This window comes from Testudinibacter aquarius (assembly GCF_004342725.1).
Classification (GTDB): domain Bacteria; phylum Pseudomonadota; class Gammaproteobacteria; order Enterobacterales; family Pasteurellaceae; genus Chelonobacter; species Chelonobacter aquarius.
Map to the genome: position 1 here is coordinate 38,623 of NZ_SMCP01000006.1, position 17,551 is coordinate 56,173.

A 17,551-nucleotide genomic window follows, 5' to 3' on the forward strand; every position below is an offset into this window, starting at 1 on the left:
AGTGAACAGCATGAGCGATAAAAAAACAGTAGAAAAAGCAGTGGAGTGGAAAACTAAACCGTTAGCTGACAATGAGCGGCTCAAAGGTGACAGCGATTATTTGCACGGCACCATTGCCGACGATCTCAACGAACAACTGACCGGCGGTTTCGTGAAAGATAATTTCCAGCTAATCCGTTTTCACGGTATGTACGAGCAAGATGACCGGGATATTCGTGCCGAACGCTTGGAACAGAAATTAGAACCGAATAAAAATGTGATGCTGCGCTGTCGCTTGCCCGGCGGTATCATTGCGCCGAAACAGTGGTTGGGCATTGACCAATTTGCCACTGAACACACCAACTACGGCAGTATCCGCTTAACCAACCGCCAGACTTTCCAGTTTCACGGCGTACTGAAACAGAACATCAAACCAATGCACCAGTGGTTGCATCACTTGGGGCTGGATTCGATCGCGACTGCCGGTGATGTCAATCGTAACGTATTGTGTACTTCCAATCCGGTGGAGAGTGATCTGCACCGCGAAGCCTACGAATGGGCGAAAAAAATCTCCGAGCATTTGCTGCCGAAAACCACTGCTTATGCCGATATTTGGTTGGACGGCGAAAAAGTGTTTACTACCGAACTGTCCAAGCCGCTGTTGAAAGAGTCTAGTGATAAAACCGAGCCGGTGTTGGGCAAAAATTATCTGCCGCGTAAATTTAAAACCACCGTGGTGATTCCACCGCATAACGATGTGGATCTGCACGCCAACGATCTGAATTTCGTCGCCATCGGCGAAAACGGTAAATTGGTCGGTTTCAACGTGCTGGTCGGCGGCGGCTTGTCAATGGAACACGGCAACCACAAAACCTACCCGAATGCGGCGAGAGAGCTAGGTTTTGTCGGCTTGGAAAACGTGCTGGCGTGTGCTGAAGCGGTGGTCACGACGCAACGGGATTGGGGCAACCGAAGCGACCGTAAAAATGCTAAACTGCGTTACACCATCGAGCGGGTCGGCATGGAGACCTTCATCCAAGAGATCGAAACCCGTATCGGCGCTAAATTGCAAGCGATCCGTCCTTATCGATTTACTGAACGGGGCGATCGGATCGGTTGGGTGCAGGGCGAAGATAAAAAATGGCATTTAACGCTGTTTATTGAAAATGGGCGTTTGCTGGACTTCCCACACCGACCGTTAAAGAGCGGTATGCGTGAAATTGCTAAGATTCACAAAGGGGATTTCCGCCTGACAGCCAATCAAAATCTGATTGTTGCCGGCGTTGCCACTCGAGATAAAACTAAAATCGAAAAAATTGCCCGGCAATATAAACTGATTGACGACAGCGTAACGCCACAGCGAGAAAACAGTATGGCGTGCGTCTCCTTGCCGACTTGCCCGTTGGCAATGGCGGAAGCGGAGCGTTTCCTACCGCACTTTATCGATCAGGTGGATTCGATTTTAACCAAACACGGCATGGCGGAGGAGCATATCGTGTTGCGCGTCACCGGCTGCCCGAACGGCTGCGGACGAGCGATGTTGGCGGAAATCGGTTTGGTTGGCAAAGCCATCGGGCGTTATAACCTGCACGTTGGCGGCAACCTAGCCGGCACCCGCATCCCACGCCTGTTTAAAGAAAATATCACCGAAGCGGAAATTCTGGCGATACTGGACGGTTGGATTGGAGACTGGGCACAAAACCGACAAAGCAATGAAAGTTTTGGCGATTTCGCAATCCGCAGCGGCATCAGCAAACCGGTGGTCAATGCCGCAATTGATTTTTGGGACGTGACTAAAGTGGCTTAACGGTGGTTTAGTAAACGGTTTATAGCAAGAGCATCAGAGAAAAGCGCCAGGGATGGCGCTTTTTTAGTGGAATAGACGAGATTAACGATAGCTGGCAGGTACATTTGCCAAATAGATTGCCGGTACGCCTTCGAAATCACTACCAAACAGCACTTGGCTGTCATCGGGTGAAAAAGAGGGGTGAGGGTGGGTAATTTGGCGATCGCCGTCCAGTACTTTCCAAGAGGTACTGTGTTTGACGAGCTTGTAGGCTTGCTTTTGTCCGATATTGAAAATATATAAATACGGATCATTTTCAATATTGTAGCTAGCGCTATCGTCGACATCGACCGGAGAATCACAGCCGTCACCGATCATTAGACTGCCGTCAAAATTGCTCATCAGATGTGAGCATGGCGGCATCACCATCAAACGGGTATTTTCCAATGTTATCGGATCAGCAGTGTAGATAACCCGTTCGGTTTGCCCTTTGAAGTAAGAGACATACGCCATTTTAGCGCCGTTCGGCAGCCAAAATTCATGGGTGCAGGATTCGCCCGGCAGGTGCTGTTTCACTTTTCTCAGCTGACTGCCGTCCTCATTAATCAACCACATTCGAGCATCGACTAAATCGTGTGGACCTTCATGGCAAAAACCGATTGTGTTGTCATCAAAAGGGCGGTAAGTCGGGTGTCCTAGCCAAGCGTTTTCTTGATGAATAACGGAGACCTTGCCGCTTAAAATATCCACGCGGATTAAACGACAGGTTGGCTTGGTGTGGTAAAACGCTTTAAATTTCTCCCAATCGGTTAATGGCTGCCAGCAGGATTTTAGGATTTCAATTCCGACCAGCTTGGTGCAGTCTGAGCTTGCCACCCAAGTGCCATAACCTTTCCAATTATCATCGACGGTATAAATTACCGTTTCTTGCAAGGTTTGCAGATCCACTCTACATAAATTAGTGTCATTTTTAACATAAAAAAATGATTTATCGTCATCTGCAATAAAACCACCAAAGGTATTGTCGCCTTTACCCTCGGTGAGTTGCGTAGCGATTTGGCTGTGCAGATCCAGTAAATAATAGTTTCGGTTGCCATCAAAATCCCCAGCAAACAGCAACTTACTGCCGTCTCGGGTAAAGCATTTCTGATAAAAATAATTGCGATGACAGATAATCTCTTTTGGCGTCAGCCGTGTCACTTCAATCTCGGTATCCGAATCAAGAAATGATTCAAATTCAAATTGGATTTGCTGTCCTTTAGCCATAGTTTTTACTCCTAAAGTGCGGTATGCGTGTGGCGTTCAAGCATACCGCAAGTCAATATTGGTTACTGCAACGCTACTTCATTTCTGCACTACGTTTTAGCAGGTAGCCGATAGTAAAGATGGTCAGGGCACAGCAAAGATAGAGCAGCCTTCCCCACAACGGATTTGGAATTAAAATCATCAAGCTCAGACCCGCTGCCATATAGGTAACCAGTGTACCTAATTTTTTGCGTTGCATCCGGTCAACGATATCTTGTCCGTCTTCAGCAACGCATTCGGTATCCACATCGTTAAAAAAGGCGGCAGTTGTCGCTTTATGTGGATCATTTTCTGCTTTATAGAACAGAGTGGTCAAGCAGAAGAAACCGGCGGTAAAGAATAGGTGGGCAGCAATGGTAATGATGATTTTAAGTTCGGAAATTTCACGACCGGTTAAGTTGTCAACGCCAAACCAGCCGGCAACCCATTGAGGAGTGAAGACTTTTACCACCGACCAAGAAACCAACATTCCCACCACAACTGTTGCCCAAGGCGCCCATTTTGGTGTTTTGCGAATGATGATGCCTAAGAATAACGGCACTAAAATTGGCGATTGTAATAAGGTGGCAACCTGCATCATCAAATCAAATAAACTGAGGTGTTTTAATGAGTTGAAGAACTGTGCCATTAAGATAACCAAGATACCATTGACAATGCAAACCAATTGACCGGCGCGCAGCAGTTCTTTATCGTCAGCTTGTCCTTTACGGATAATCGGGGCATAGAAACTGCGGACAAAAATACCGGAGTTGCGATTCAAGGCAGAGTCCATTGAGGACATGGTGGCGGCAAATAGCCCAGCCATCAGTAATCCGACGGTACCCAACGGCATCGCATTACGGGCAAACACTAAATAAACAGCATCAGCGGCTTTGTTGCCTAATTGTGGATATTCTGCGGCGGCATTCGGATAGATAATGGCGGAAACCCATGGCGGAATAAACCAAATAGCGGTTCCAAACAGCATCAACACTAAAGCGAGAATTGCAGCTTTACTGGCATTTTTAGAATCTTTGGCGTTTAAGAAGCGGTAAGATTCCTGCATATTGTTGATACTTTGCAACTGTTTGACTACAAAAAACAGGAAAGTACAGACAATCAGCAGTGGATAATTCATATCCGGGCCCATTACAAAGCTGCCCGGAAACTCGCGTACGATTTCTCCGGGACCGCCGATCATCACCAAGGCAACCACAGCACAGGCGATCGAAATCACGGCTACCACCAACATTTGGATAAAGTCCGATGCCACAACCCCCCAAGCACCGCTGAGTAACGAAACTAATAATACTACAGCACCGGTAACATAAATGGTGGTGATGATATCGGAATTAAACACCGCAGAAGCGAACACACCTAAGCCGTTTAACCAAACCCCGGCGTTAATTACGCTGAGTGGAATGATAACCCAAGTGAAAAATTGTTCATTAACCGAACCAAAACGGCGTCCGACGGCTTCTGTTGGTGTATCGACCCGCATTTGTCTGAAGCGGCGGGCAAACCAAAAATAAGCAAAAACATAAGCGACCATATTGCCGACGAACACTGCGATAACCGACATACCATCAGTGAATGCCTTTCCGGCGGCGCCGGTGAAAGTCCAAGCGGAGAATTGAGTCATAAATGCAGTGCCGCCAACCATCCACCACAGCATTTTACCACCGCCACGGAAGTAGTCGCTGGTGCTACTGCTCGCCATTTTTTTGAAAATCAGGCTGATGGCGGCAATTAAAATGAAATAACCGGCTATGACGATGTTATCAATATTCATATTTACCTCGGAACGTTGTTTTGATTTTTTAGAATCATACAATATAAAAATGAAAAATAATGTGATAATAATCAAAATTATGTTTTATTTTTATAAAAATAAATTTCCACAATGTTTTTTTGATGAAAAAAAGAGCTGAAAAATAGTATTAATCAGCTCTAATAACTAAGTAATCAATCAGTTAGCAAGGCTTGAACCGCTTTAGCTTCTTTCAAACCGGGAATCGTTTGTGAATAATCGACTTTGGATAATTTTTGTAGTTCGTTTAGATACCGCACTTTTGCATTTTTTGCCGTTGTGGATAGTAAAAAGTCATTATTAATCATTTGATTACCATTAACCACGTCAGGATACGGGCTTGGTTGGTAAAAACGGAATGATTGGTTATTGATAAATGTGCCTTGCAATGATGCTTTCTCATAGGGGCTTTTACGGAACAGATAATTAAAACGTCGGTTGTCAATCGCCAGATTGTTTTCTAGCAATAGAGCGCCGGGGTTAAAATTATCGGTAAACCCGTCCATATTATTATGGAAAGCTAAGCTATTTTTAACAATATGGGCAACCGGAATGCCTTCGCCACCCAATTTGAATCCATTGCCGATGGAAGCACTCTTGCTTTGCACTTGTAAGGTTTGTCCGTTCATGAAAGCGATGGAGTCTAGAATAGTAACGACACCATTCGGCCCGTCTTCGACTTTATTGAACAGATCCCAGCCGTCATCAATATTGTGGTGGGAAATACAACGAATAAAGGTATTGCCGTCTCCGACCCGCATCTTGGCAGCAAAGCCGTCAGCGTTGATTTGTGATTTGTCCATGTTATTAAAACTAATACTGTCTTTTACAATATTATGACTAGCCCACAAGGCACGTCCGACGCCTTCTGGTGAAGTAATTTGAAATCCGGTGTCCGGTGCACTATGGGTGGTGATGTTGCGAAATTCGTTATGGCTGCCCTGTACAATCAGACTGGCACCTGCAACTTCAATATTTTCAACATGCCAGAAACTGGCTTGGTGAAGTACCTCACCGATAAACCGCACTTTTGCATTTTTCCCTTTGAGGGTTTTGTAAGCTTGTGCTGTTCCACTGCTTTGGCTTGGTAAAGTCAAAGCGGGGTAATCTCCGGCTTGTAAAAAGAGAGTACCACCCGGAGGCAGCCACTGAATGGCGGAAGTGAGATCCAAAGGTTTCTCCAATGTACCGTTGCCTTGTGAAGTGCCGTCTACTGCAACATGTAGGTTCATTGGATCTTCTAAAAGAACCGAAGATTTGCGGACGGTAATCGTATTCTCTTGTGCTTCTTTTTCTCCTTGAGGAAGATCAGGTACAAACCGCACTTTCACTTCTGCAGATGGCGTAGTAATACTTAATGCATGGCTAAAAAAATCACCGGCTTTGACGGTTACATTTTGCACTGCAATTTGATTATCCTGCCACAGACTGAAATACCCGTCATAATTTGCCCGAGCTTGGAAGGTATAGCTATCGCCGGTTGTAATGCTCGCAGAGGCTTGTGTCAGCAAAACCGGAATTGATGGTGTAGAAAAGGAAGTTGGGCTTAAATCCGTTCCTTGAGTGATTTGTAGAGTGGCATCTTGAACCGAGATTTTGGCATTGCGAGAGGCAAAGAAACCCAGATACTGTTTTTCCGGATTTTGCTGTGCCAGAATCCCCGGCGTTAATTTTTCTAACGTGATCTGTTGTTTGATTTCGCCCTGTTGGTAACCAAAAATGAATTGCTGATCAGTCTTTTCCAAGGTTAAATGGAATGGAGATTTGCTTGAAAAATCAATTCCTTCAACATAATCTTGGCGATATATTCGATTGCCTGCGGTGCCCCACGGATCTTGTATGCCTTGACGATAAGTCGCATTAATATTGATTTTTCCATCGGCGTCGCGGCTGTGTGAACGGATAAAATTCATTACCATATTAGAGGCTGCGGGAAACTCTTCATAGCCAATCGGTTGCGGCACTTCGCGTGCTTTGCCTAAAATATCACGCACCATGATTCCCGCGCCTTCTTGTCGATTGGGATTGGCTCCGGTTTCTGGTCCAAGTTGTTCAAGAGTGATGTTGGCTGACAGAATGAAATTGGTGTTTATCGGTAGTTCAGTATAATAAAATGTGACTCCCTCGTGAGAATTGGCGAGCTTTCCGCCACGACTTTCAAGGGTAAAACTGGGTGCTAACGGACCGGGAGTAACCAGAGTTGCGTTGACCAACGTTTCATTGGTACCAACTTTCTCCGGCAGAATTGTCGAGCCGAAATTTAAATCGGTGGATTGTCCAAAGGTGATACTTTGCCAAATAATCGGCGCTGGCGCCGATGTTTTGCTCCATGTACTGAATGGAAACACTAAAATGGTAGCAGGCAGAATAAGATAAACTATTTTCTTCATGGCTTTTTCCTTTTATGTTCCTTTATATCGTGACGACTATAGCCGAAGTTAGCGATATTATGATGAGAGCAGCGGCATAAACTCCTTATCAATAATCGCACCTCGATGTTGAATCACTGTGCCGGCGAGTTGGTGTCCGGCAAGGATGGCTTCAGGAATACTGGCGTTGTTAAGTCGGGCGGCGAGGTAAGCGGCGCTGAAAGAGTCGCCGGCGGCGGTGGTGTCGATGATATTATCGATTTTCTGCGGTGCCAGTTCGTGGCGTGATTGTGGCGTAACCACAATGCAACTGTCGGCGCCGCGTTTGATCACAACTTCTTGCACTCCGAGTGCCAAAGTGCGGTCGATTGCTTGTGCTTCGTGTTGATCGCGATACAGCTGCACTTCGTCATCGAAAGTGAGAAAAGCCATATCGGTCAAGGATAAAATCGCACGGTAGGCTTGTTGTGCCTTGGTGCTATTTTCCCATAACGCCGGGCGGTAGTTGTTGTCGAAGGCGATGTGGCAACCGCACTTTTTGCAAGCACTCAGAACCGTGAACAGTTTTTCCAGACAATCGTCCGGCAGGATTGCCAAACTGATGCCGCTTAGGTAAATCCATTGGTAAGTGCTTAATTTTTGCGTGAGTTCATCAGCGCTGATATGGCGCAGCCAGTAGCGTGCGGCAGAATCATTGCGCCAGTAGTGGAAGCTGCGCTCTCCGTCGTCACGGGTTTCGATGGCATATAAACCGGGCAGTTTCTGCGGCAGTTCAAACACCAACTCAGTATTGATTGCTTCAGCTGCCCACGCCGCCAACATATTTTGGCTGAAGCCGTCGCGTCCGACACCAGTAACATAAGCAGTTTGATTTCCAGTGCGTTGGGTCAGTCTTGAGAAGTAAAGTGCGGTATTCAGCGTGTCGCCGCCGAATCCTTGTCGATAGTGTTGACCGCACTTTTGCAGTTCAACCATGCATTCGCCAATCACGGCAAGATTATTTTTCATTGGTTTGTTTCCATATTGCAAAAATAATAAAAAGCCAACGTATTGGGATAGTCGGCTTTTTGAGAGGGATTATCGGTTCAAAATATCACGCACAAAGGCTTCGATTTCTTTGTCTTGCCCATGTTCAAACAAGCACTGTTGAAAACGTTCGCCGCTGACCGCGGTTTTGATCAGCTCTGGATCGATTGCGCGCAAGCCGTCTAAATAATGTTCTTTCAGCACTGCGGCTTTGACTTGATTTAAGAGACCGGCGTTTCTGACTTGTGGCTCTTTACGGTCGAGTGGATAGCCTTCGCCTTTTACACCGGTAAAGGCTTTTTCAAACATATAACGTACGTTCAGTTCCGCCCCCCAACCGAAGCCTTTGGCAAAAGCCAGTGCTAAGGCGTTGCCGTTATTGATTTGGGCAAACAAGAAAGCATCGGTCGGATCGAGGCAGTAACCGCAGACCACGCCGGGATGCAAATTGAGTGACATCATGGCACCTTGTCCGGTGCCACAGCCTGTCACCACGAAATCGACGGCTTTTGAATTCAGTAAAATACTAGCCATAATGCCGAGGTGAATGTAGGTTAGATGATGATCGTTTTCATCACTCATGCCGACGTTGAACACCGGATAGCCTTTTGCGTCGGCAACCGCTTTCAACTCTTTTAAAATAATCGGATTTTTGGCGGCTTGGCTGTTTTCCATCATTAATGCAATTTTCATATCAGTATTTCCTATATTATTTAAATAAAGTCTTTTCTCATCGGGGTAAAATTATCCAGCAGCACGCCGGCTTGCAAGCAGCGGCAGCCGTGCATGATGTTGGGTTGTTTATATAAAACATCTCCGGCTGTGACAATTTGAGTTTGCTCGCCGATGGTAAATTCAAATTCGCCGCACAGAACATAGGTCAGTTGTTCGTGCGGGTGGCTGTGCATAGCACCAACGGCACCTTGTTCGAAATGCACTTCTACCGCCATTATATTTTCGCTGTAGGCTAAAATTTTACGTTTCACGCCATTACCTAAATCTTCAAGTTTAAGCGTATCGGCATGAATAAAATTGCAATCTTTCGACATATCGGCTCCTATCTCGCCAACCAACCACCATCGACGGCAATGGTGTAGCCGTTGATATAATCGGCTGCGCATGAGGCTAAAAATACGCAAGGGCCGGCAACATCACTCGGCGTTCCCCAGCGCCCGGCGGGAATGCGATCTAAAATTTCTTTACTGCGCTCGCCATCGCTTCTTAAGGCGGCGGTATTGTCGGTTGCCATGTAGCCCGGTGCAATCGCGTTGACATTAATATTGTGTTTTGCCCATTCATTCGCCATGGCTCGGGTGATCCCCATGACCGCACTTTTTGAGGCGGTATAAGACGGCACGCGAATTCCGCCTTGGAAAGAGAGCATCGATGCAATATTAATAATCTTGCCGCCGTGTCCTTGTGCGATAAACTGCTTGGCAACCGCTTGTGACAGGAAAAACACGGTTTTCAAATTGATATTGATCACCTCATCCCAATTTTGCTCGCTGAAATCAATGGCATCTTCACGGCGGATAATTCCGGCATTGTTGACTAAAATGTCGATTTTGCCAAACGCGGCAGTGGCTTTTTCGACAATTGACGGAATGCTGTCCTGTTGCATCAAGTTGGCTTGAATATTGATGAATTGGCGTCCGGTGGCTTCGATTTTTTGCCGAGTTTCGTTCGGCTCGCTCAAATTAACCCCGACGATATCACAGCCGGCTTGAGCCAAACCCAGTGCCATGCCTTGCCCCAACCCGGTATTGCAACCGGTAATCAAGGCGACTTTTCCTTCTAGGCTGAATGAATTCATAAACATGTGGTTATCTCCTTTCGTATTATATTTTGCTGAATGTCTGAGAGTTGCATTTGCATTGAAATCTCTCTGTTGCGACTACTATACAAAAAACAAATACAACATGCAATTTTTTTGAAAAGATGTTTTATATTTTTATAATGATTGTTTTGGAAGTCAGTTGACGCGAAAGTTTCAGTAGGAAAACGCTGGAATTTGCTTTTTATAAAAAGCAATTTTAAAAAAAATGGTTTTTTCTGAATTTTCTTTCTATAATCCAGTAGCAAACATCAATAAACCCTACATAACGCGAGAGAAATTTATGGAAAAAGATACTCAGCCGGACTCTGTTTCTTCGGTTTTAAAAGTTTTTGGCATTTTGGAAGCATTGGCGGAGCAGAAAGAGATCGGGATTACCGATCTGGCACAGCGCTTGATGATGTCTAAAAGTACTACCTATCGCTTTTTGCAAACCATGAAAACATTGGGATTTGTTTCGCAGCAAGGGGAGAGTGACAAATATGGATTGACGCTGAAACTGTTTGAGTTGGGCGCCAAATCGTTGGAGTATGTAGATCTGATCAGCTTGGCGGATAAAGAGATGCGGGTTATTTCGGAACAAACCAACGAAGCCCTGCATTTAGGCGCATTGGACGGCACAGAAATTGTGTATCTGCATAAAATTGATTCCGGTTACAACTTACGCATGCAATCACGTATCGGAAGACGTAACCCACTTTACAGCACCGCAATCGGCAAAGTGCTGCTGTCGGATTACAGCGACGCAGAAGTGCAAAAAGTGTTGCAACCGGTCGAATTTGTGAAACATACCGCCAAAACCCTGGAGAATGTCGAACAGTTGCAACAGGCTTTGCTGCAAGTGCGGTCACAACATTATGCAGAAGATAACGAAGAGCAAGAACCGGGCTTGCGTTGTATTGCCGCACCAATCTATAACCGTTTTGGACGGATCATCGCCGGGTTATCAATTTCTCTGCCAACGATTCGTTTTGAAGAGGATAAACTACAGCACTTGGTTGGTCTGTTGCAACAGGCAGGGAAAAACATTTCCGAACAGTTAGGTTTCCACGACTACCCATCCACGACCACCGATAAGTGAGTTTATCCTAGTCAGGTTAGGACTTCACACAGAGGCTATTTATACTGTAGCTTGTCAACCGCACTTTTAAATCAATTGATTATAAAAGTGCGGTTGCACCCGTTAACAATAGCGATTTACAACGTTTTCATTTCATCAGCAATGATTTCGGCTTCTGGGCCAAGAATCACTTGCAGTGCGTTGTCCCCCAATTTGACATTGCCTTTTGAACCTAGTGCTTTCAGTTGAGTTTCATTGATTTTACTGAGATCACGCAACACCAAACGCAGGCGAGTGATACAGGCATCAATGCTGCTGATATTGTCTTTACCGCCCAGCGCCGCAACAAACTGCTGGGCTTTCTCACGACGACCAATGTTTTGAGTGACAGGTGCGGCACTCGGTTCATCTTCTTGCATCGCTTCACGCCCCGGCGTTTCCAAACGGAATATTTTGATGGCGGCGGTGAACAGTACATAGTAAATCACCGAGAATACTAAACCTTGCAGAATCAGCATATACCAGTTTTGTGCTAATGGATTTTGTGAAGACAACACCATATCCACCAAGCCTGCGCTGAAACCGAAACCGGCGATCCATTGCATTGAGGCAGCAAAGAACACTGAAATCCCAGTCAACAGAGCATGGATCACATATAGCACTGGGGCGACGAACATGAAGGAGAATTCCAACGGTTCGGTGATCCCGGTGAAGAAAGAAGCCAATGCAGCCGCAATCATCAAAGAAGCCACTTTGGCTTTATTTTCTGGTTTTGCCATGTGGTAAATTGCCAAGGCAGCTCCCGGTAAACCGAACATCATAATCGGGAAAAATCCGGCTTGATACATTCCGGTCACGCCTAAAACCGCTTTGCCTTCAGCCAGCGATTGTGCGCCACCAATAAAGTTTGGAATATCGTTAATCCCGGCAACATCAAACCAGAATACAGAGTTCAGGGCGTGGTGCAAGCCAATTGGTATCAATAGACGGTTGAAGAAACCATAAATACCGGCACCGACTGCGCCCATATCTTTGATAGAATCGCCGAAGCTGACCAAACCACCAAAAATGATTGGCCAGACATACAATAAAATGAAAGATAATATGATAGCAGCCACAGAAACTACAATTGGTACCAAACGTTTACCACTGAAAAATGCCAGTGCCGGAGGCAGCTGTACTTTATAATAACGGTTATATAGGGCGGCAGAAATTGCACCGACTAAGATACCGACAAATTGGTTATTGATTTTGCCAAATGCGGCAGGCACTTGGTCAAGAGCGATACCTTCCAATTGCGCAACTGCACCTGGTGACAACAAGGTGGTCACTACCAAAAATCCGACCAACCCTGACAGCGCAGCAGAACCATGTTTGTCTTCGGACATACCGAACGCTACCCCAACGGCGAACAACAAAGACATATTATCGATAATTGCCGCACCGGATTTAATTAACAGTGCAGCCAGTTGGCTGTCGGCACCCCAACCGTTTGGATCCAGCCAGTAGCCGACCCCCATCAAAATCGCTGCTGCTGGCAGCGCAGCCACCGGCACCATTAAGGCTCTGCCGATACGTTGTAAGTAGTTAAGAATAGACATAATTTCCCTCTCTCAAGGATAATAAAAACGAAATAAATGATAATATATTTCACTACGAAAAATATCTTTACATAAGTAGTGGTTATATTGGCTTAATCCTATTTTAATTGCAAGTTTTTTCTGCTTGTTTATTGGCTTGAAAACAATCTTGCTTTTCATTAAAAAAAATGATTAAATTGATTCAGTTTTATAGACTGTTTAATTTAATCGCGATAATTAATAGATGATGTAAGGGAGAACAAAATGAGATTAATTCCATTGAAAAATGCTGTACAGGTCAGCCGTTGGGCAGCTAGTTATATTGTAAAAAAGATCAATGAATTTCAACCAACAGCAGAAAAACCATTTGTGTTGGGACTGCCGACCGGCAGTACACCACTGCAAACCTATAAAGAATTGATCAAACTGTATCAGCAGGGAAAAGTGAGTTTTAAAAACGTGGTCACGTTCAATATGGACGAATATGTCGGGCTGCCACAGGATCACGAACAAAGCTATCACACATTTATGTGGCAGAATTTTTTCAATCATGTGGATGTGCAGGCGGAAAATGTCAATATTTTGAACGGTAACACACCGGATCATGATGTAGAATGTCGTTTATATGAAGAAAAAATCCGTTCCTACGGCAAAATTCACCTGTTTATGGGCGGTGTCGGCAGTGATGGGCATATTGCATTTAACGAACCGGGATCATCACTGAGTTCCAGAACACGGATTAAAACATTAACAGAAGACACCTTGATTGCCAATTCGCGCTTCTTCGATAACGATTTAACCAAAGTGCCGAAATATGCCTTGACGATTGGCGTTGCGACCTTGTTAGACGCAGAAGAGGTGCTGATTTTGGCAACAGGACATAATAAAGCGTTGGCGTTACAGGCGGGTGTGGAAGGGTGTGTCAATCACTTATGGACGATTAGTGCGCTGCAAATGCACACTAAAGCAATTTTGGTGTGTGACGAACCGGCAACGCAAGAGCTGAAAGTCAAAACCGTGAAATATTTTACCAATTTGGAAGCGGCTGAAATTGCCAGTGTGGCATAGGGGGAAATGATGCGTTATGCCTTAACCAACGGCGTGATTTACACGACAGACAAAGCACTGTATCAACATGCGGTGATTGTTAATAATGAATTGATTGAAGCGATAGTGCCGGAATACGATCTTCCTGCTGAGATTGAGCGCGTTGATTTGGCAGGAAAAAACCTGAGCGCCGGTTTTATCGATCTGCAATTAAACGGTGCCGGTGGAGTGATGTTCAATTTGGATACCACTGTTGAAACCTTGCACACCATGCAGCAAACCAATATGCGTTATGGTTGCACCAGCTATCTGCCGACCTTTATCACTGCGCCGGATGAAGGCATGAAAAGTGCGGTTGCGGTGATGCGCGAGTATTTGCAAGACCGAAACAATGCCAATCAGGCGTTGGGATTGCATTTGGAAGGCCCTTACCTGAGTCTTGAGAAAAAAGGGGTGCACCGTCCGCAATATATCCGCCAAATTTCCCCAGAAATGCTGGAATTTTTATGTGCTAACGGCGATGTGATCACCAAACTGACGATTGCGGCAGAAAATGAAGCGGCTCAGTATGTGCAACGCTTTACCGACAGCGGAATTTTGGTATCGATCGGGCATTCCAATGCTAATTACGAGCTGGCGAAACAGCGGATTGATGAAGGCATTGGTTTTGCCACCCATCTGCACAATGCAATGTCGCCAATCAGTTCCGGGCGTGATATGGGCGTGGTGGGCGCGGTGCTGGATTCGGATATTTACACCGGTATTATCGTCGACGGGTTGCATGTCACTTGGTCGAATATTCGCTTTGCCAAGCAAATTAAAGGCGAAAAATTGGTGGTGGTAACCGACGCAACTGCTGCTGCCGGTGCGGATATCGAATGGTTTGATTTTGTTGGTACCAAAGTGATTGTCAAAGATGGCAAATGCTACGACGAAAAAACCGGCAGCCTTGGCGGCTCGGCGATTACCATGATTGAATCGCTGCAAAATTTAGTGGAACAGGTTGGCATCGACTTGCTTGAAGCGCTGCGAATGTGTTCGCTGTATCCGGCGCGGGCGATTGGCGCTGACCGCACTTTGGGATCAATTGAAGTCGGCAAAGTGGCAAATCTTACCGTGTTCGATCACCGTTTCCAGGTGTCTGCGACTGCAGTCAATGGCGTATTGCACCACTATTAAAACAACGGATTTAGCGGTGCAAAAGTGCGGTATGCTGTTTGGCTACCGCACTTTTTAACATTATAAAGATTAAAACAGTATCAATTGTTTAGCGATAGGATATACAATAGTGCGCATGTAATTAAAGCAAGGGCAGTGATGAACCAGCAAATACAAATAGTCAATGTTGATTTCGTGAAACAAGCGAACGGTGCGCTGGTGTACCGTTTAATTGATCAGCTTGGACCGATTTCCCGGATTCAAGTGTCGGAAATGAGTGGTTTAGCTGCCGCTAGTGTCACCAAAATCACTCGCAATCTACTGCGGTTAGGTTTAATTAAAGAAGTGGCGCAGCAACAATCGACCGGTGGGCGACGGGCAACTTCAATTGTGGCAGAACGACAGAACTTCGTCTGCCTTTTGATCCGTTTGGGGCGCACCAGTGTCACGATTGCGGCAATGAATCTGGCAACTGAAGTACTGTTTAAACGCAAATATCAGCTGCAAACTGAGCAGACGGTTGAGCAACTGGAGCAATATTTGTTGGAACACATTCGACGGTCACTGTCAGAATTGCAGCAGAACGATTACCAGATCATTGCCTGCGGCATTACGGTTCCCGGTTTTGTGGATCAAAAGAGCAACACGATTCGCTTTATGCCGCAGCTGAATCTGCAAAAACCGTGGAAACTGGCAGAATCTATTCAACAGCTGATCCAGCTTCCGGTGTTTATCGGGCATGATGTGCGTGCGTTGGCATTGGCAGAATCCTATTTTGGCAAAACCCGTGAAACCAGCGATTCGCTGTTGCTGCGTATCCATCGTGGTGTTGCCGCCGGCATCATCTTAAATCGTGAGTTGTTTAGCGGTAGTAAAAATAATTTGGGTGAAATCGGGCATACTCAAGTAGATCCGCTCGGTAAACGTTGCAAGTGCGGTAATTTCGGTTGTTTGGAAACGCTGGTCAGTAATCAAGCGATTGAAGACAGCGTGCGCGAGTTGCTGCAACAAGGGCATCATTGTGATGGCGTAACCTTGCAGAATTGTAATCTGGATACCATTTGTGCAGCGGTGAATCAAGGCGATCCGCTGCTGGTGGAATTGTTTCAACGGCTAGGAAAATATATCGGACAAGTATTAGCAGTGTGTATCAATGTGTTAAATCCGGAGAAAATAATTCTTTCCGGGCAAATAACGCAAGCTAAACAGGTACTTTTTCCGGCGATTGAAAAAGCGCTGCAAGCAATGGCATTGTCGGATTTTGTGCAAAATACCGCACTTGAAGCCTCAGAATTGGCTCACGACGACATTATCGGCGCCTTTGCCCTGATTAAACGCGCGCTTTGGAACGGTGAGTTATTGGTGCAATTATTAGAAGACTAAATTAAGCGCTGAATAATTTTTGCTGGTAAATTGCACGAATAGCAAGTAAACTGCTCAATCTGTGTCCGAATAAATTAAAAAAGCGCTTTTTTAATAAAAAACGGTTGACGAGCAAGGGCGATATTAGCATAATTAGCCCCGCAAAACCGATGAGGTGAACGCAGAAATAATTGAATGGCTATGTAGCTCAGTTGGTTAGAGCACAACACTCATAATGTTGGGGTCACAGGTTCGAATCCCGTCATAGCCACCATATTTTATTTGCGCGGGAATGGCGAAATTGGTAGACGCACCAGATTTAGGTTCTGGCGCCGCGAGGTGTGTGGGTTCAAGTCCCTCTTCCCGCACCATTCATCAGCTTTGCAATGTCATAGATTGGGGTATCGCCAAGCGGTAAGGCACTGGGTTTTGATCTCAGCATTCCTAGGTTCGAATCCTAGTACCCCAGCCATCGACTAATCTATATCAAATAACTGAATTTTTGTTTTATTGGGGTATCGCCAAGCGGTAAGGCACTGGGTTTTGATCTCAGCATTCCTAGGTTCGAATCCTAGTACCCCAGCCATTAAACATAAGATTCAACCCAAATTGCGGAAGTGGCGAAATTGGTAGACGCGCTAGGTTCAGGTCTTAGAGCCTTAACGGGTGTGGGGGTTCAAGTCCCCCCTTCCGCACCATCTTTTTTATCTTATCTAATTCCTGTAATAGCCTCATTTTTATAATATGCTAAAGACTTACTTATAGAACCCTGCTATTAATTTTACCGAGGCAAGGGCAAATGGCAGCTATTGGTATCACCTTAGTTTTAGGTGGCAGTTATTATTTGCTTTATAGCGTCATACGCCCAAAAAATCTTTTCCCTTTTTTTCTAGCACATGCACTTAGTGATATATTCGGTGTAGGGATTCTGACTTACATAGAAACGCTTTAAATTCCTCTCGTTTGGATCTCTTGAACAAGAGAAAGATCAGGATAATTATTGAGGCTGATATAGGTGCGCTTTTTGGTTATCGGTTTGTAATAATTAAATTGCCATGTTTTCACCCCGTTGGGTTTCACCAACAAATACAAGCCGCCACCATCAGTTCGTGAATCATAGGCTGTATTTTTAGCTTTTAATTTCTCGATTTCAGTATTAGTTAAAGGCTTCGTTATCTTAGGCATATTAGGCTCTCCAGCGTTTTTTGTACTCTCGATTTTCAGGCATTTTAGCAGAGAGTACAAAAGAGAGTACA

Annotated in this window: 15 protein-coding genes and 5 tRNA genes; 11 read left to right on the plus strand and 9 right to left on the minus strand. The window is 45.4% G+C overall.

Going from position 1 to position 17,551, the window contains the following annotated elements; all coding sequences use genetic code 11:
- The first annotated feature begins 10 nt into the window (after positions 1 to 10).
- Positions 11 to 1,786, plus strand: a complete 1,776-nt coding sequence (gene cysI, locus EDC16_RS07490; protein WP_132967007.1) for an assimilatory sulfite reductase (NADPH) hemoprotein subunit — start codon at positions 11 to 13, stop codon at positions 1,784 to 1,786.
- Positions 1,787 to 1,867: 81 nt separating this feature from the next.
- Here the strand turns inward: cysI and EDC16_RS07495 are convergent, their stop codons facing one another.
- The 7 genes from EDC16_RS07495 to kduD form a co-directional block, all read right to left on the minus strand.
- A complete protein-coding gene (locus EDC16_RS07495) occupies positions 1,868 to 3,031 on the minus strand; it encodes an oligogalacturonate lyase family protein (RefSeq protein ID WP_132967009.1) in 1,164 nt (387 codons plus the stop codon).
- 73 nt (positions 3,032 to 3,104) lie between these two features.
- Positions 3,105 to 4,841: a sodium:solute symporter family protein gene (locus EDC16_RS07500; RefSeq protein ID WP_132967011.1), complete on the minus strand. Its 1,737-nt coding sequence runs from the start codon at positions 4,839 to 4,841 to the stop codon at positions 3,105 to 3,107.
- A gap of 173 nt (positions 4,842 to 5,014) precedes the next feature.
- Positions 5,015 to 7,249: a right-handed parallel beta-helix repeat-containing protein gene (locus tag EDC16_RS07505; protein ID WP_132967013.1), complete on the minus strand. Its 2,235-nt coding sequence runs from the start codon at positions 7,247 to 7,249 to the stop codon at positions 5,015 to 5,017.
- A gap of 57 nt (positions 7,250 to 7,306) precedes the next feature.
- Positions 7,307 to 8,236 carry a 2-dehydro-3-deoxygluconokinase gene (gene kdgK, locus EDC16_RS07510; protein WP_132967015.1) on the minus strand — a complete coding sequence of 310 codons (930 nt, stop codon included), beginning with the start codon at positions 8,234 to 8,236 and terminating at the stop codon, positions 7,307 to 7,309.
- A 69-nt stretch (positions 8,237 to 8,305) separates the two neighbouring features.
- Positions 8,306 to 8,947, minus strand: a complete 642-nt coding sequence (locus EDC16_RS07515; protein ID WP_132967017.1) for an RpiB/LacA/LacB family sugar-phosphate isomerase — start codon at positions 8,945 to 8,947, stop codon at positions 8,306 to 8,308.
- Positions 8,948 to 8,967: 20 nt separating this feature from the next.
- Complete coding sequence (locus EDC16_RS07520; protein WP_132967019.1) at positions 8,968 to 9,303, minus strand: cupin domain-containing protein; 336 nt, start codon at positions 9,301 to 9,303, stop codon at positions 8,968 to 8,970.
- A gap of 8 nt (positions 9,304 to 9,311) precedes the next feature.
- On the minus strand, positions 9,312 to 10,073 hold the full coding sequence (gene kduD, locus EDC16_RS07525) for a 2-dehydro-3-deoxy-D-gluconate 5-dehydrogenase KduD (protein WP_132967021.1): 762 nt from the start codon (positions 10,071 to 10,073) through the stop codon (positions 9,312 to 9,314).
- A gap of 298 nt (positions 10,074 to 10,371) precedes the next feature.
- Between kduD and kdgR the strand changes: the two genes are divergently transcribed.
- On the plus strand, positions 10,372 to 11,169 hold the full coding sequence (gene kdgR, locus EDC16_RS07530) for a DNA-binding transcriptional regulator KdgR (RefSeq protein ID WP_132967022.1): 798 nt from the start codon (positions 10,372 to 10,374) through the stop codon (positions 11,167 to 11,169).
- 116 nt (positions 11,170 to 11,285) lie between these two features.
- On the opposite strand, the gene nagE is transcribed toward kdgR, so the two are convergent.
- The gene (nagE, locus tag EDC16_RS07535; RefSeq protein ID WP_132967024.1) at positions 11,286 to 12,749 is read right to left on the minus strand and encodes an N-acetylglucosamine-specific PTS transporter subunit IIBC; all 1,464 of its coding nucleotides are present in this window, start codon (positions 12,747 to 12,749) and stop codon (positions 11,286 to 11,288) included.
- Positions 12,750 to 12,992: 243 nt separating this feature from the next.
- Between nagE and nagB the strand changes: the two genes are divergently transcribed.
- The 9 genes from nagB (at position 12,993) to EDC16_RS12690 (ending at position 17,247) form a co-directional block, all read left to right on the plus strand.
- Positions 12,993 to 13,796, plus strand: a complete 804-nt coding sequence (gene nagB / locus EDC16_RS07540) for a glucosamine-6-phosphate deaminase (RefSeq protein ID WP_132967026.1) — start codon at positions 12,993 to 12,995, stop codon at positions 13,794 to 13,796.
- A gap of 9 nt (positions 13,797 to 13,805) precedes the next feature.
- Positions 13,806 to 14,954 (plus strand): N-acetylglucosamine-6-phosphate deacetylase, encoded by a 1,149-nt coding sequence (gene nagA, locus EDC16_RS07545; protein WP_132967267.1) that lies wholly within the window; start codon positions 13,806 to 13,808, stop codon positions 14,952 to 14,954.
- 138 nt (positions 14,955 to 15,092) lie between these two features.
- Positions 15,093 to 16,316 carry an ROK family protein gene (locus EDC16_RS07550; protein WP_132967028.1) on the plus strand — a complete coding sequence of 408 codons (1,224 nt, stop codon included), beginning with the start codon at positions 15,093 to 15,095 and terminating at the stop codon, positions 16,314 to 16,316.
- Positions 16,317 to 16,492: 176 nt separating this feature from the next.
- Positions 16,493 to 16,569 (plus strand) — tRNA-Met (locus EDC16_RS07555).
- Positions 16,570 to 16,581: 12 nt separating this feature from the next.
- Positions 16,582 to 16,666 (plus strand) — tRNA-Leu (locus tag EDC16_RS07560).
- A 26-nt stretch (positions 16,667 to 16,692) separates the two neighbouring features.
- Positions 16,693 to 16,767 (plus strand) — tRNA-Gln (locus EDC16_RS07565).
- A 39-nt stretch (positions 16,768 to 16,806) separates the two neighbouring features.
- A tRNA-Gln gene (locus EDC16_RS07570) sits at positions 16,807 to 16,881 on the plus strand.
- A 25-nt stretch (positions 16,882 to 16,906) separates the two neighbouring features.
- Positions 16,907 to 16,993, plus strand: a tRNA-Leu gene (locus tag EDC16_RS07575).
- A gap of 101 nt (positions 16,994 to 17,094) precedes the next feature.
- Positions 17,095 to 17,247, plus strand: coding sequence for a hypothetical protein (locus tag EDC16_RS12690; RefSeq protein WP_157330485.1), 153 nt, complete (start codon positions 17,095 to 17,097; stop codon positions 17,245 to 17,247).
- Here the strand turns inward: EDC16_RS12690 and EDC16_RS07580 are convergent.
- Positions 17,244 to 17,480, minus strand: coding sequence for an integrase arm-type DNA-binding domain-containing protein (locus tag EDC16_RS07580; RefSeq protein ID WP_132967030.1), 237 nt, complete (start codon positions 17,478 to 17,480; stop codon positions 17,244 to 17,246). The two genes, EDC16_RS12690 and EDC16_RS07580, sit on opposite strands and share 4 nt — an antisense overlap.
- Positions 17,481 to 17,551: the final 71 nt, after the last annotated feature.

What these genes read in the sequence shown, in the direction of transcription:
- EDC16_RS07520 (WP_132967019.1), bottom strand. Translation starts at nt 9,303, where the DNA reads ATGTCGAAAGATTGCAATTTTATTCATGCCGATACGCTTAAACTTGAA.
- EDC16_RS07550 (WP_132967028.1), top strand. Translation starts at nt 15,093, where the DNA reads ATGAACCAGCAAATACAAATAGTCAATGTTGATTTCGTGAAACAAGCG.
- EDC16_RS12690 (WP_157330485.1), top strand. Translation starts at nt 17,095, where the DNA reads ATGGCAGCTATTGGTATCACCTTAGTTTTAGGTGGCAGTTATTATTTG.
- EDC16_RS07580 (WP_132967030.1), bottom strand. Translation starts at nt 17,480, where the DNA reads ATGCCTAAGATAACGAAGCCTTTAACTAATACTGAAATCGAGAAATTA.
- EDC16_RS07495 (WP_132967009.1), bottom strand. Translation starts at nt 3,031, where the DNA reads ATGGCTAAAGGACAGCAAATCCAATTTGAATTTGAATCATTTCTTGAT.
- EDC16_RS07515 (WP_132967017.1), bottom strand. Translation starts at nt 8,947, where the DNA reads ATGAAAATTGCATTAATGATGGAAAACAGCCAAGCCGCCAAAAATCCG.
- kdgK (WP_132967015.1), bottom strand. Translation starts at nt 8,236, where the DNA reads ATGAAAAATAATCTTGCCGTGATTGGCGAATGCATGGTTGAACTGCAA.
- cysI (WP_132967007.1), top strand. Translation starts at nt 11, where the DNA reads ATGAGCGATAAAAAAACAGTAGAAAAAGCAGTGGAGTGGAAAACTAAA.
- EDC16_RS07505 (WP_132967013.1), bottom strand. Translation starts at nt 7,249, where the DNA reads ATGAAGAAAATAGTTTATCTTATTCTGCCTGCTACCATTTTAGTGTTT.
- nagA (WP_132967267.1), top strand. Translation starts at nt 13,806, where the DNA reads ATGCGTTATGCCTTAACCAACGGCGTGATTTACACGACAGACAAAGCA.
- kdgR (WP_132967022.1), top strand. Translation starts at nt 10,372, where the DNA reads ATGGAAAAAGATACTCAGCCGGACTCTGTTTCTTCGGTTTTAAAAGTT.
- nagB (WP_132967026.1), top strand. Translation starts at nt 12,993, where the DNA reads ATGAGATTAATTCCATTGAAAAATGCTGTACAGGTCAGCCGTTGGGCA.
- nagE (WP_132967024.1), bottom strand. Translation starts at nt 12,749, where the DNA reads ATGTCTATTCTTAACTACTTACAACGTATCGGCAGAGCCTTAATGGTG.
- EDC16_RS07500 (WP_132967011.1), bottom strand. Translation starts at nt 4,841, where the DNA reads ATGAATATTGATAACATCGTCATAGCCGGTTATTTCATTTTAATTGCC.
- kduD (WP_132967021.1), bottom strand. Translation starts at nt 10,073, where the DNA reads ATGTTTATGAATTCATTCAGCCTAGAAGGAAAAGTCGCCTTGATTACC.